This is a genomic window from Halomonas litopenaei (assembly GCF_003045775.1).
Classification (GTDB): Bacteria; Pseudomonadota; Gammaproteobacteria; order Pseudomonadales; family Halomonadaceae; genus Halomonas; species Halomonas litopenaei.
In genome coordinates, this window is record NZ_PXNS01000001.1 from 855,410 (window position 1) to 868,494 (window position 13,085).

The 13,085-nt window shown below is 64.9% G+C and carries 11 protein-coding genes; 7 read left to right on the forward strand and 4 right to left on the reverse strand.

All coding sequences use genetic code 11. The features are described 5' to 3' along the window. The first annotated feature begins 131 nt into the window (after nucleotides 1-131). Entirely contained in the window at nucleotides 132-1,190 is a 1,059-nt protein-coding gene (locus tag C6W88_RS03845) for a polyamine ABC transporter substrate-binding protein (RefSeq protein ID WP_108131513.1), read from the forward strand. A 118-nt stretch (nucleotides 1,191-1,308) separates the two neighbouring features. On the opposite strand, the gene C6W88_RS03850 is transcribed toward C6W88_RS03845, so the two are convergent. The 4 genes from C6W88_RS03850 to C6W88_RS03865 all read right to left on the reverse strand — a co-directional run bounded on the left by C6W88_RS03850 (nucleotide 1,309) and on the right by C6W88_RS03865 (nucleotide 6,215). Then, nucleotides 1,309-3,648, reverse strand: a complete 2,340-nt coding sequence (locus C6W88_RS03850; RefSeq protein WP_108131514.1) for a xanthine dehydrogenase family protein molybdopterin-binding subunit — start codon at nucleotides 3,646-3,648, stop codon at nucleotides 1,309-1,311. Next, on the reverse strand, nucleotides 3,645-4,109 hold the full coding sequence (locus C6W88_RS03855) for a (2Fe-2S)-binding protein (protein WP_045992594.1): 465 nt from the start codon (nucleotides 4,107-4,109) through the stop codon (nucleotides 3,645-3,647). Before C6W88_RS03855 ends, C6W88_RS03850 begins: the two co-directional genes overlap by 4 nt. A gap of 438 nt (nucleotides 4,110-4,547) precedes the next feature. Beyond that, nucleotides 4,548-5,072: an invasion associated locus B family protein gene (locus tag C6W88_RS03860; protein WP_045992593.1), complete on the reverse strand. Its 525-nt coding sequence runs from the start codon at nucleotides 5,070-5,072 to the stop codon at nucleotides 4,548-4,550. A gap of 429 nt (nucleotides 5,073-5,501) precedes the next feature. Beyond that, complete coding sequence (locus C6W88_RS03865) at nucleotides 5,502-6,215, reverse strand: arylamine N-acetyltransferase family protein (protein WP_231498490.1); 714 nt, start codon at nucleotides 6,213-6,215, stop codon at nucleotides 5,502-5,504. A 221-nt stretch (nucleotides 6,216-6,436) separates the two neighbouring features. On the opposite strand from C6W88_RS03865, the gene C6W88_RS03870 reads away from it, so the two are divergent. The 6 genes from C6W88_RS03870 (at nucleotide 6,437) to C6W88_RS03895 (ending at nucleotide 13,024) form a co-directional block, all read left to right on the forward strand. Next, nucleotides 6,437-6,994, forward strand: coding sequence for a YgjV family protein (locus C6W88_RS03870; RefSeq protein ID WP_231498492.1), 558 nt, complete (start codon nucleotides 6,437-6,439; stop codon nucleotides 6,992-6,994). Between the two features lie 104 nt (nucleotides 6,995-7,098). Next, nucleotides 7,099-7,554: an arsenate reductase ArsC gene (locus C6W88_RS03875; protein WP_308812402.1), complete on the forward strand. Its 456-nt coding sequence runs from the start codon at nucleotides 7,099-7,101 to the stop codon at nucleotides 7,552-7,554. A gap of 72 nt (nucleotides 7,555-7,626) precedes the next feature. Next, a complete protein-coding gene (locus C6W88_RS03880; protein ID WP_108131517.1) occupies nucleotides 7,627-8,643 on the forward strand; it encodes an ArsJ-associated glyceraldehyde-3-phosphate dehydrogenase in 1,017 nt (338 codons plus the stop codon). A 7-nt stretch (nucleotides 8,644-8,650) separates the two neighbouring features. Continuing rightward, nucleotides 8,651-9,898 (forward strand): organoarsenical effux MFS transporter ArsJ, encoded by a 1,248-nt coding sequence (arsJ, locus tag C6W88_RS03885; protein WP_108131518.1) that lies wholly within the window; start codon nucleotides 8,651-8,653, stop codon nucleotides 9,896-9,898. A 239-nt stretch (nucleotides 9,899-10,137) separates the two neighbouring features. Beyond that, on the forward strand, nucleotides 10,138-10,491 hold the full coding sequence (locus C6W88_RS03890) for a metalloregulator ArsR/SmtB family transcription factor (protein ID WP_108131519.1): 354 nt from the start codon (nucleotides 10,138-10,140) through the stop codon (nucleotides 10,489-10,491). Between the two features lie 181 nt (nucleotides 10,492-10,672). Then, nucleotides 10,673-13,024, forward strand: coding sequence for a glucose/quinate/shikimate family membrane-bound PQQ-dependent dehydrogenase (locus tag C6W88_RS03895; protein ID WP_108131520.1), 2,352 nt, complete (start codon nucleotides 10,673-10,675; stop codon nucleotides 13,022-13,024). Nucleotides 13,025-13,085: the final 61 nt, after the last annotated feature.

Genomic DNA, 13,085 nt, shown 5'->3' on the forward strand with positions numbered 1-13,085 from the left:
CTTGTGAGGGGGAGGGGCGGGCCTGTCAGTTTCGCGTTGTACAACGCTGTCTGGCTGGCGCATTATTTGCCTGCGAACCAAGCGCTTTTCAGACAAGATCAAACAACAACGACATGGAATGAGGCGAAGTCATGCAACGATGGATGGCGGTGGCAGCACTGGGCATGGTCAGTACCGGTGTCTGGGCGCAGGATGACGACAAGCTGTTTCTGTTCAACTGGACCGAGTACATGGACCCGGCGCTGGTCGAGGCCTTCGAGCAGGAGTTCGGGGTGGAGGTGGTGCAGAACTACTTCACCTCAAATGCCGAGATGTTCTCCAAGCTGGCCGCCGGTGGTGACGCTCAATACGACGTGGTGGTGCCCACCGACTACTACGTCACCCGGCTGATCGACGCCGGCCTGGTGAGGGAGCTCGACGACCCGCGCATCCAGCAGGGGCGAGAGGATCTGATGGAAGCCTTCCGCCAGCCGCCCCATGACCCCGAAGAGCGCTACAGTGTGCCCTACCTGTGGGGCGTTACCGGTATCGTCTACGACACCAGCACCTTCGCCGAGCTGCCGCACTCCTGGAGCGTGCTGTTCGACCCCGAGATCAATCCCGACCAGCCCTTCGCGCTGCTGGGTGGCGATCCCCAGGTATCACTCGGCATGGCCTGCGCCTACCAGGGAGCTGGGTTCGACTGCGTCGGTCAGGAGGCCTGGATCAACGCCGCCAAGCTGGTCAGCCAGACCCTGGAGCGGGGCAACTTCACCGGCTTCGTCGACAGTACCGCGGCGGTTGAGCAGGTGGCACGAGGCGTCAGTGCAGTGGCGGTGACCTACAGCGGCGACGTGGACTACCGCAAGGCCGATTCCCCCGAGATCTATGGTGATCTGGCCTTCTTCGCCCCCGAGGAAGGCGCCCAGCTCGGCATGGATACCTTCGTGGTTCCGGCGAGAGCCCCCCATCCCCAACTGGCCCAGGACTTCATCAGCTTCATGATGCGTCCGGAAAATGCCGCCAAGGCGGCGAACTATGCCTACTACAGAACCCCCAATGAGGCCGCCCTGCCGATGGTCGACGAGGCGCTGCGAGAGGCCTCCAGGCTCGATCCCGAGACCAGCGGTCACCTGGTGACCACGCCGCTGATCGAGGGGGAATCGCTGACCATGCTGCAGCAGCTATGGACCGAGGTGCGTTCACGTTGAGGTAGCCGTCCGGTCAAGGAATGGCGGTAAAAAAGCGGCCAGGCGACCCTTTCAGGGTAGCCTGGCCGCTCGTTTTTGCGCGGACGTCACCGCGCAAGGGGGCTCACCTCGGTGGACGTCAGCCCTTCAGCTGGTTGCCCACCGGCAGCTCCCGGATGCGCTTGCCGGTGGCGGCGAAGATGGCGTTGGTCAGGGCCGGCGCCACCGGGGGAAGCCCTGGCTCACCCACGCCGCCCATCGGCGCATCGGGATTGTCGACCAGATGGACACGCACCTCACGCGGGGCGTTGGCCTGGCGTGGCAGCAGGTACTGGTGGAAGGTGTCCTGTTCGATGCGACCGCCGCTTGCGCTGATCTCGTTCAGCAGGCCGATGCCGATGCCCATCACCACCGAGCCCTCCATCTGGGCACGGATGCGCTCGGGGTTGACCCTGGGGCCGCAGTCGAAGGCCACGTCCGCCTGGTGGACGATCACACTGCCCTGATCGTTGACTTCCACGTCCAGCACGATGGCGGTGTAGGAGCAGAAGCTGTGATGCACCGCCAGGCCCTGGCCGCGGCCTTCGGGCAACGACTTGCCCCAGTCGGCTTCCTCGGTCACTCGCTCGACGACGCCACGCAGGCGTCCGACATCGATGGTATAGCGCTCCGGGTCCTCGCCGTAGTTCCAGGTGGCGCCGACGGCCAGCGGGTCGATCTCGCGCGCCGGCCCCAGAAGTTCCAGCAGGTAGTCGCGATGATCGCGTCCGGCGGCTGCGGCGAGCTCGGCAACGAAGCTCTGGATGGCAAAGGCGTGGGGCAGGTTGACCACCGAGCGGAACCAGCCGATGCGCTTGTGCGCCGGGGCCTCGCCGTTTTCCAGCGATAGCGCGGGAATGTCGAAGGGCAGGGGCGTCAGGCCCATGCCGAGTTCGTAGGTCGCCTTGTACCTGGGGTCGTCCTGGAAGATCGACATGATGGTCGGCGCCAGGGTGCGATGACGCCAGCCCTGGACCTTGCCGTCGCTGCCAAGGCCGGCTTCCAGGCGGTCCACCGACAGCGCGTGGAAGTAGGTGTGGTGAAGGTCGTCCTCGCGGGTCCATTGAAGCTGTACCGGGCGGCCGTCGAGGGCGCGACTCAGGTGCGCCGCCTCCACCACGAAGTCAGGCTTGGCCTTGCGCCCGAAGCCGCCGCCCAGCAGCGTCTGGTTGACCTTGACGCTGGCGCCGTCGATACCGAGCTGCTCGGCGACCTGGTCGCGGGCGCTCTGCGGGTCCTGCACCGGCGCCCAGGTCTCGGCACCGTCTGCGCTCACCCGGGCGATGGCCACCGGTGGTTCCATGGTGGCATGGGCCAGGTGCGGCATGTAGTAGGTGGCGCTGTGGCGGGACTCGGCGTCGGCCAGCGCCGCCTCGATATCGCCGCTGGCCCTGAGCACCTTGCCGGGGGAATCGGCGCGCTGCTCGAGCATCTCGCGGTAGCTTTTGGTGTCGTAGCCGGCGTTGGCGTCGAGCCCTTCGGTATTCCACTGGATCTTGAGCGCCTTGCGTCCTTCGATGGCCGCCCAGGTGTTGTCGGCGATCACCCCCACGCCGCCGAGCGGGTGGAAGGACGACGGCTGGGAGGTGCCCTCGAGCCTGACGGTCTTGATCACCCCGGGAATCTTGAGCGTCTCGCTGTCATCGACGCTGGCGACGCTTGCACCCAGCACATCGGGGCGCGCGATCACCGCGTAGGCCATGTCCGGCAGGCGCATGTCGCCGCCGTAGATGGCCTTGCCGCTGACGATGTCCTCACCATCCACCGCGGGGGCGCGCTCGAGGTTGCCGGTATCACTGTCGTGGCTGGGGCCGAGGGACTTGCCGATCAGTCGCCATTCGCTTTCAGGCTTGAGCGAGAGGGTGTCCCGGGAGGGGACATCGAGCTCCCTGGCCGCCGCGGCCAGCTCGCCGAAGCCGAGTTCGCGCCCGCTAGGCGTGTGGACGATGACGTGGACGCCGGCCTGGCATTCGTCTACAGGTACGTCCCAGCGCTGGGCGGCGGCCTGTTCCAGCATCCGACGGGCCGACGCGGCGGCCCGCCGCATGGGATCGAACCAGTGGCGCATGCTGCGCGAGCCGTCGGTGTCCTGGTTGCCGTAGGTGTCGGAATCCCCCGGTGCCTGGGTAGCCTTGACCTTGCTCCAGTCGGCACCCAGCTCATCGGCGGCCACCATCACCAGGCTGGTACGGATGCCCTGGCCCATCTCGGCGCGATGGTTGGTCACGGTGACGCTGCCGTCCTCGTCGATCTGGATGAACACGTTGGGATTGTCGACCCAGCCGTAGGCCATGCCGGCGGCGCCGTACTGCTTGTCCTCGGCGGCGGCGGCCAGGTCCCAGCGGGCGGCTACCACCAGCGCGCTTCCGGCGGCCAGTCCCTGGAGAAAGCGTCTGCGGCTGACGTTGGCCAGCAGCAGCGTATCGACGGTACGGTTCATGCCTGCTCCTCCTGTCCGGCTGCACGATGGATCGCGGTACGGATCCGGTTGTAGGTGCCGCAGCGGCAGATGTTGCCCCCCATGGCGCTGGCGATGTCATCGTCGCTGGGGTTGGCGTTGTCCTTGAGGAAGGCGGTCGCGCTCATGATCTGGCCGGCCTGGCAGTAGCCGCACTGGGCCACGCCGACATCCAGCCATGCCTCCTGCACCTTGCTGCCGACAGCGTCAGTGGCCATGGCCTCGATGGTGGTCACGCGCTTGCCCGCGGCCGCCGCTACCGGCGTGACGCAGGAGCGCACGGCGGCGCCGTCCAGGTGAACGGTGCAGGCGCCACACAGCCCCATGCCGCAGCCAAACTTGGTGCCGGTCAGATTCACCACATCGCGCAGCGCCCACAGCAGCGGCATCTGCTCGGGCACGTCCAGTTCATGCTGCTGGTCGTTGATCGTCAGGGTTATCACCGTTCACCTCCTGGTGCTTGTTGTTGTCGATGCGCTCTTTGTTGGCGCTGTGCTCTTTAGTGTCGATGCGCTTGCGATATCGCTGCGCTCTTCACTGGCACTGCACTGGTCGTTGTCGCCATGCTTGCCGTTGCCTTGGCGTGTCACGGTCGAGGCTTTGCCCCTGCAGCTGATCATAGGCAATTTACCTGCAACTTATTGTTCCACTTTGGGCCGAAGTCGGCGCCCTTGGCTAAGCGTACTTAGGTGCACGAGTGCCGTAGCACGGCCTCGGCTCTGCCGACCGAAAACGCCAGCGGGGAGAGGGGGCCAAAGGAATGCGCGAGCGCAAGATCGGTAACAATGCGACTGGCAGAAAATCGACAGGTGGGGAGAAGAGACAGGAGGGGGAAGAGATTAGGGACACGCCACCCGAAGGCGGGTGGCGTGAAGGATCGATCAGTTCTGGTCGACGCGATCCTTGGCGGCACTGAAGCCCATCAGCGACACGTTGAGGTCCTGACGCTGGCCGCGCGGGTTGACGATGCTGACGGTGGCGGTGCTGCCGGCCTTCAACTGGTTGAGCAGTTGCGGCTGCAGCGGGATGTCGGCACGGCAGCCCTGGGGCACACACACCTGGTAGGGCATGCCCACCGGCTCATTGGTATCGACCTTGAGCTGCAGGCCTGGGGCCAGACGTACGCCCAGCGGAACCAGGAAGGTCATGGCAGAACCGTCCAGCTGAGCAGGGTTGCCGACCACGACGCGAAGGACCGGCTCGCCATCGGCACCATTGACCAGCTGGGTCATGGAGCAGGAGCCGTCGGACGGGTTGACCGGGCAGTTGACCTCCCAGGACTGGAAGGTTTCGGTGTTGACGGCGGGTCCGGCATTACCGGTGCTCTGGGCGAAGGTCAGCGGCGACAGCGCCAGCAGGCTCAGCACACCGGCGGCACGCAGGCCGGACGCAAGGCGATTGAACATAAACGGCAGGCTCCTTTCCAAATCCATTGGCAGACAAAGGCTCGGGGCATAGTTCAACACGGAATGGGGCCTGTTGGCGACTGTCGCGAGGGGTTAAGGGCACTGACCACGGCGCCATGTCGGATTTTCTCTTTTTCCCAGCCCAGCCCAACCCAGCCCAGCCCAGCCCAACCCAACCCAACCCAACCCTACACAAGACCCGGTCGACCTCTGATAGCGTGGAAGCAGGAGCGACTGCGGGATCGATCGAGAGATCGACAGCGGGATCGACTAGGCGCTGTCCGAAAAGTCGACGAGCGAAGGTTAGACAAGGCAAAAATCGGTGAGACAGCGCAGTTTACGGGGTGTAAATGAGCATTTTGACCGGGCTGGCGCACCAGCCGATTTTTAACGCCGTATTACCGAGCGCAGGCACTTTTCAGACAAGCCCTAGAGTGGGGCGAGATCCTCGTAGCTCGCCTCCAGCACGATCCCGAAGTGCTCTTCAAGCGCCGCCAGGTAGGCCGCGCCCGGGGGCAGGAGCTGTTCGCTTGCCGCGCCCCCGCGTAGGATCTTCAGGGTGAAGTCGGAAAGGCTGATCTGGCCCTCGGGGGTGGCCAGCGCGGCCATGCGCGAGGTGGTGAAGTGCAGGCCTGGCCAGGTGGAGGTGAAGTGATTGGCCATCTGAATATCACCTTCGCAGACCGTGGTGAAATCGACGCTATAGAGGTCGACCCACTGGGCTCCCATCAATGATTGCAGCATGATCCCGTAGCGAGCGTTCTCCACCAGTTGTAGTGTCTGGTCTCCGATGTGGAGCGGGGTGTCCGGGGTCAGCGGGATCGGTGCTCGGGGCGTATTGGTGCCGAAGCCGGCGTCGACCAGCCATTGGCGTTTGTCCAGCGTCACCAGCGATACCTGATGACTGCGCCCGGTGGGGGTCCCCGACAGATGCACACGTCCCAACAGGGCCCTGGCCTCGAATCCGAAGGCCTCAAGTGCCATCAGCAACAGGCCGTTGAGCTCGAAGCAGTAGCCGCCCCGGCGTTGACCGATGAGCTTGGCCAGAATGCCCTGGGCACTGACATCCACGCCGCGGCCCAGGCAGATATCGAAGTTCTCGAAGGGCAGCGAGGTGAGCTGGGCGCGATGCAGCGCGCGCAAGCACTCGGCAGACACCTCGACGGGTTGCACAAGGCCGATACGCTCAAGGTATTGGTCGCAGGGAAAGTCCGAGAGGGGCATGGGCGGTTACGCGTAGCAAAGTTCGGTTTAGCCTAGTGCGAGGGCAGCGGCCTTGCCAGCCTTCGCGCGTCGTCACCACGCATGCGGACAGGCTCGGTCGCTTGCCTGCCTGCCCGGCAAAGCGCAACAGCCGTGCTAGGATGACCGATCCTTTTTCGATCGCTTGGGGGCTTGGCATGGAGGAGATGGGGCTGCGATGGCTCGCCGGGCAGGCCGTCAGCCTGGTGGCGCTCACGCTCTGCGTGATCGGCTTCGCCAGCCGGCATGACGACAAGCTGTTGGTATTGCTGCTGGGAGCCAACCTGGCCTTCGCGACCCAGTTTGCCCTGCTGGGGAGCTGGGTAGCCGCGTCGATCTCGGCCCTGATCATCCTGCGCATCGCTCTGGCGCGACGCTTTCCCGGCAATCTGGCGATCATGCTCGGCATGTTGCTCGCCACCTTGCTGGTAGCGGCGCTGACCTGGAGCGATGCGCGTGATCTTCCTGCCCTGGCGGCAGGGCTGCTTGGGACCTTTGCCATGTTCATGCTCAGAGGGGTGGCGATGCGTCTGGTACTGGCCGGCGCCGCCTTCTGCTGGATCATCAGCAATCTGCTGGCAGGTTCGCTGGGTGGCACTCTGGCCGAGACGCTGATCTTCGCCACCAACATCATCACCATCGTGCGCCTGAGGCGCCAGGCCTCGGCCGCCGCTCACTGATCCTGGCGGCTGTCGTCGATTCCTTGTGGTGGACGCGAAACGGTCACGGAATTGACATCCTTGTCTCGTATATATGAAATTCCATATATCCTGAGGCGCCCCCGATGACGATGTCACAAGAGTCCCGCAAGCAACGCGTGCTGTTTCTGTGTCACGCCAACTCCGCTCGCTCGCTGATGGGCGAGGCGCTGCTGCGCCACCTGGCCGGTGATCGCTTCGATGCCTTCAGCGCCGGTACCGAGCCGGACGAGCCGCATCAGAAGACGCTGGCCGCGCTCAAGGAGCAGTCCATCAGCACCGAGGGGCTCGCCAGTCAGTCCCTCGACAGCTTCGAGGGACAGCACTTCGATGCCGTCATCGTGCTGTGCGACAAGGCCCAGGAAACCTGTCGCGACTGGGAGGGCAGTCGCGACGAGCATCTCTATTGGGATATCCGCGATCCCCGTGGCATCGAGCGTGACAACGCCTATGCCCAGGCGCTTCAGGAAATCCGCGTGCGCCTGATGCTGTGGCTGCAGATCAAGGATCGTGATCGCGCCCGCCACCTGGCCGACGATTGATGGCGTAACCCTCTGTCGGCAGAGCCTGGCGGGTGCCGGGGCGCGATACTCACTTTCTAAAGCGAGACTTTCATGACACTACGTATCGGTATCAATGGTTTCGGGCGGATCGGCCGCCTGGTGGTTCGCAGCCTGTGGCCGCGTATCGCCGCCGGGGAGGTCGACCTGGTTCGCGTCAACGATCCCGGTGGTGACGCCGCCACCTTCGCCCACCTGCTGGAGTTCGATTCGGTGCACGGCCACTTTTCGCCTGAGGGCGGGATCAATGGCGAGGGCGAGCAGCTGAACTTCGACGGTCGCGCGGTGGCCTTCAGCGGAGCAAGCGTGCCGGCCGACGCGGACTGGTCCGGCTGCGACGTGGTGATCGAATGCTCCGGCAAGCACAAGACCCTGGATAGGCTTCAGGCCTATCTCGACCAGGGCGTGCGGCGCGTCGTGGTCAGCGCGCCGGTCAAGGAGGAGGGCGTGCTCAACGTGGTCATGGGGGTCAACGATGATCTCTACGAGCCCGAGCGTCACCGCATCGTCACCGCCGCCAGTTGCACCACCAACTGTCTGGCCCCGGTGGTCAAGGTGATTCAACAGCGTTTCGGAATCCGTCATGGCTCCATGACCACGGTGCATGACATCACCAACACCCAGACCATCCTCGACGCGCCTCACAAGGACCTGCGTCGGGCGCGGGCCTGTGGCATGAGCCTGATCCCTACCACGACCGGGTCGGCCAAGGCGATCACCGCGATCTTTCCCGAGCTCGAGGGCAAGCTCAATGGCCACGCCATCCGCGTGCCGCTGGCCAATGCCTCGCTCACCGACATGGTCTTCGAACTTGAGCGCGAGGTGACGGTGGATGAGGTCAACGCCGCCCTGCGCGAGGCCGCCGAAGGGGAGCTTGCCGGCATTCTCGGCTACGAGGAGCGCCCGCTGGTGTCCATCGATTACCGCACCGACCCGCGCAGCTCGATCATCGATGCGCTGTCGACCATGGTGGTCAACGCCACCCAGCTCAAGCTCTACGCCTGGTACGACAACGAGTGGGGCTACGCCAACCGCACCGCAGAGCTGGCGCTGAAGGTGGGTCGTGGCTGAATCGTTGATGGCGCGGGTGAAGGCGCTGCCCTTCGAAATCCGCCAGTACCTGCTGATCACCGGCAACTACTGGGCCTTTACCGTTACCGACGGCGCCCTGCGCATGCTGGTGGTGCTGCACTTCCACCAGTTGGGCTATTCGCCCCTCGAAGTGGCGATGCTGTTCTTGTTCTACGAAGCCTTCGGAGTGATCACCAACCTGGTGGGGGGCTGGCTCGGAGCACGGCTGGGGCTCAATCGCACCATGAATCTGGGACTCGCTCTGCAGATCGTGGCGCTGGCCATGCTGATGGTGCCGTCCTCGGCGCTGAGCGTGGCCTGGGTCATGGCGGCCCAGGCATTGTCGGGCATCGCCAAGGACCTCAACAAGATGAGTGCCAAGAGCGCGGTCAAGGTACTGGTGCCCGCCGAGAGTGCCTCGGCAAGCTCTACCCTGTATCGCTGGGTGGCGATCCTGACCGGCTCCAAGAACGCGCTGAAGGGAGCCGGTTTCTTCCTCGGCGGCCTGCTGCTGACGCTGATCGGCTTTCGTGGTGCGGTCATCGTCATGGCGGTGATGCTGCTGGCGGTGCTGGTCCTCTCGCTGGTTCGCCTCAAGGCCGATCTGGGGCGCGCGAAGCGCAAGCCCAAGTTCTCCGAGATATTTTCCAAGTCCCGCGCGATCAATGTCCTGTCGGCCGCGCGCCTGTGTCTGTTTGCCTCCCGCGATGTCTGGTTCGTGGTGGCCTTGCCGGTGTTTCTCTATGACCAGCATGGCTGGAGCCACTGGACGGTGGGCGGGCTGCTGGCGATCTGGGTGATCGGCTACGGCGGTGTCCAGACCCAGGCGCCCCGGCTGACCTCGCTGATGGCAGGAAGCCAGCGACGCACGACGGTATTCTGGGCGCTGGCCCTGGCGGGGCTGCCAGCCCTGCTGGCGGTGCTGCCGCTGGCTCAGGTGGGCTGGCTGGTGGTGGGTCTGTTGCTGTTCGGGGTGCTGTTCGCCATCAATTCGAGCTGGCACAGCTACCTGATCGTGCACTACGCCCGCGCCGAGGGTGCCTCCATGGACGTGGGCTTCTATTACATGGCCAACGCCATGGGGCGCCTGCTCGGCACCTTGCTGTCGGGATGGCTGTATCAAAGCCAGGGGCTTTCGGCCTGCCTGTGGGTGTCGGCGGCGCTGGTGCTGGCCAGCGCCTTGATGGCACTGGCCTTGCCCGGCGATGGTGAGCCTGAGTCCGCAGCCGCTGACGACGAGGCAAGGCCCGCTTAGGGCTTGTCTGAAAAGTGCCTACGCTCGGTAATACGGCGTTAAAAATCGGATCAACATGCTCATTTACACCCTGTAAACTGCGCTGTCTCACCGATTTTTGCCTTGTCTAACCTTCGCTCGCCGACTTTTCGGACAGAGCCTAGGATAGTCGGCCCGCGGAGGAACCCCGTGGCGCTGAACGAAGAAAGCCGCTGCCCAGGGAAAAAAGATGAACAGGCAAAGATGAACAGGAAACGCCGATGATGTCGCTGGACCCGTTACGCCTCTACAAGTGCTTGTCGGAAGAGACGCGCCTGTCGATCATGCTGTTGCTGCTGCAGGAAGGAGAGCTCTGCGTCTGCGAAATGACCGCGGTGCTCGAGGTGTCGCAACCCAAGGTGTCACGCCACCTGGCGGAGTTGCGCCGCTGTGGGTTGCTCCAGGATCGTCGCGATGGCCAGTGGGTCCACTACCGACTGAGCGCCGAGCTGCCCGACTGGGCGCTCGACTGTCTCGAAGCCGGCGCCCGGGGGCGTCGGGCCGAGCTCGAGGCATTGCACGCAGGACTGGCCAGGATGGGGGATCGTCCGCAGCGCTGCGAGAGCCTTTGCTGAGGCGCTGTCGCCTTCCAGGGTGACTCCGGATCGCCTTGCCCGGCCTTTGAAAAGACGCAGGCAACTTGCCTGTATAGCAAGAAGAGGGCCTACACTGAAGCTGTGCACCGGCATGTTAATTCTCATGCTAATCAATTAACATGCCGGCCACTTAAACGATTCAGCGCAAGGACCTTGGATCATGATCATCTACTCCCTCATCTTGTTGTTGGTGGGGCTTTCGCTATTGGGGGGCGGCGCCTGGCTGGCCACCCTGGGTGGAAGCTGGTACTACGCCCTGGCCGGTCTGGTGCTGATCGCGGTGGGCGCCATGGCGCGCTCCCGTCGCGTGCCGGCGCAGCTGCTTTACGCCGGTCTGCTTGTCGCCACGGCCGCCTGGGCCCTCTGGGAATCCGGCTATGACTGGTGGCCGCTGGCCACCCGCATGGGCCTGTTGATGCTGCTTGCCATTCCGCTGCTGTGGCCGCCGCGTGCCGGCAAGCGTCTGGGCACGGTCGTGCTGCTGCCGGTCTGGGCGGTGCTGGGTGTAGGCCTGCTGGGTAGTCTGGCGGCGGACGCCCATCGCATCGAGGGGCGACTCAACGAGGACGAGATCGTCCAGTCACCCGAGCTTGGCGATTCGCCGGAGGCGAGCTGGCATGCCTACGGCCGCAGCAACCTGGGTCAGCGCTACTCGCCGCTGGACCAGATCACCCCGGATAACGTCGGCGAACTGGAACTGGCCTGGCAGTATCAGACCGGTGACAGGAAGGGCCCCGACGACGTCGGGGAGACCACCTACGAGGCCACGCCACTCAAAGTCGGCAATGCGCTGTTTCTGTGTACGCCGCACAACTGGCTGGTGACGCTTGACGCCGATAGCGGCGAGAAGCTTTGGCAGTATGACGCCAAGGTGCCGGCGGAAAGCTCACGCCAGCACCAGACCTGTCGTGGCGTCTCCTACCTGCCGCCGGCATCCGGCGATGGCGATAGCCTCGACGTCGCGGCGGCGAGCCAGCCGGCCGAGGCGCTGGAGCCGATCCAGTGCGACGCCCAGCTGTTCATGCCGACCTCCGATGCGCGCCTGCTGGCCGTCGATCCGGCCACCGGTGCCCGCTGCGCCAACTTCGCCGACAACGGCGAGCTGGACCTGATGCACAACATGCCGTTCACCCAGTCCGGCTTCTACTACTCGACCTCGCCCCCCGTGGTGGCCAATGGCCTGGTGGTGGTGGCCGGGGCGGTCAATGACAACTACGCCGTCGATTCACCCTCCGGCGTGATCCGCGCCTACGACGCCAGGACCGGCGAGCTGCGCTGGAACTGGGATTCCGGCAACCCGAACGAGACCGCGCCGATCGGTGAGGACGAGACCTACGCCACCAGCTCCCCCAATAGCTGGGCGGTGGCCAGCGCCGACGAAGAGCTGGGGCTGATCTACTTCCCGATGGGCAACCGGACCCCGGACCAGCTCGGCCACTTCCGCAGTGAGGCCGAAGAGAAGTTCGCCACCTCGGTGGTGGCGCTGCGTCTGGACAGCGGCCAGGTGGAGTGGGTCCAGCAGTTCGTCCACCACGACCTGTGGGACATGGACACCCCGGCGCAGCCGAGCCTGGTCGACCTGGAGACCGACGAGGGCATGCAGCCCGCGCTGGTGGTGCCGACCAAGCAGGGGGACGTCTACGTCCTCAACCGCGCCACCGGCGAGCCGATCTTCCCGATCACCGAGGAGCCGGCACCGCAGGGCACCATCGAAGGCGACTACGCGGCACCGACCCAGCCCAGGTCTGCCCTGAGCTTCCGTCCGCCGAAGCTGCGCGAGGCCGACATGTGGGGAGGCAGCCTGATCGACCAGATGGTCTGCCGTATCCAGTTCCGCTCGCTGCGCTACGAGGGTCAGTACACCCCGCCGTCCGAGCAGGGCACCATCGTCTTCCCCGGCAACTTCGGCGTCTTCAACTGGGGTAGCCTGGCGGTGGACCCCAAGCGCCAGGTGATGTTCGGCATGCCGCTGTATCTGGCCTTCACCAGCACCCTGGTGCCCAAGGATGGCGCCGAACTCGGCGAGACCAACCAGGGTGAGCAGGGGCTCAACGAGAACGCCGGTGCCGACTACGCGGTGGAGATGAAGCCGTTCCTGTCGCCGCTGGGCATTCCCTGCCAGCAGCCGCCCTGGGGCTACGTGGCCGGCACCGACCTGCGTACCGGTGAGGTCGCCTGGCAGCACAAGAACGGCACCATCGAAGACATGACAGCGCTGCCGCTGCCCTTCGAGATGGGGGTGCCGGGTATCGGCGGTCCGATCATCACCGACGGAGGAGTGGCCTTCCTGGCGGCGTCCGTGGACGACTACTTCCGTGCCTACGACCTGACCACCGGCGAGCAGCTGTGGGAGTCGCGGCTGCCAGCCGGCGGCCAGGCCACGCCGATGACCTACCTCAATAGCAAAGGCGAGCAGATGGTCGTGCTGGTGGCCGGGGGGCATGGCTCGATCGGCACCACCATCGGTGACTACGTGATGGCCTACAAGCTGCCGGATCAGGCGTCACAGTAGGCGAGCAGGGAGGGGAGCCGAACATCCGGCTCCTGCCCTGAAACAACGCCGTTGCAGCAAG

Bases quoted from the DNA above. Each gene is read 5' to 3' on its own strand.
- C6W88_RS03860 (WP_045992593.1), bottom strand. From the start codon at position 5,072: ATGTTCAATCGCCTTGCGTCCGGCCTGCGTGCCGCCGGTGTGCTGAGC.
- C6W88_RS03875 (WP_308812402.1), top strand. From the start codon at position 7,099: ATGACGATGTCACAAGAGTCCCGCAAGCAACGCGTGCTGTTTCTGTGT.
- C6W88_RS03890 (WP_108131519.1), top strand. From the start codon at position 10,138: ATGATGTCGCTGGACCCGTTACGCCTCTACAAGTGCTTGTCGGAAGAG.
- C6W88_RS03870 (WP_231498492.1), top strand. From the start codon at position 6,437: ATGACCGATCCTTTTTCGATCGCTTGGGGGCTTGGCATGGAGGAGATG.
- C6W88_RS03895 (WP_108131520.1), top strand. From the start codon at position 10,673: ATGATCATCTACTCCCTCATCTTGTTGTTGGTGGGGCTTTCGCTATTG.
- C6W88_RS03850 (WP_108131514.1), bottom strand. From the start codon at position 3,648: ATGAACCGTACCGTCGATACGCTGCTGCTGGCCAACGTCAGCCGCAGA.
- C6W88_RS03845 (WP_108131513.1), top strand. From the start codon at position 132: ATGCAACGATGGATGGCGGTGGCAGCACTGGGCATGGTCAGTACCGGT.
- arsJ (WP_108131518.1), top strand. From the start codon at position 8,651: ATGGCGCGGGTGAAGGCGCTGCCCTTCGAAATCCGCCAGTACCTGCTG.
- C6W88_RS03880 (WP_108131517.1), top strand. From the start codon at position 7,627: ATGACACTACGTATCGGTATCAATGGTTTCGGGCGGATCGGCCGCCTG.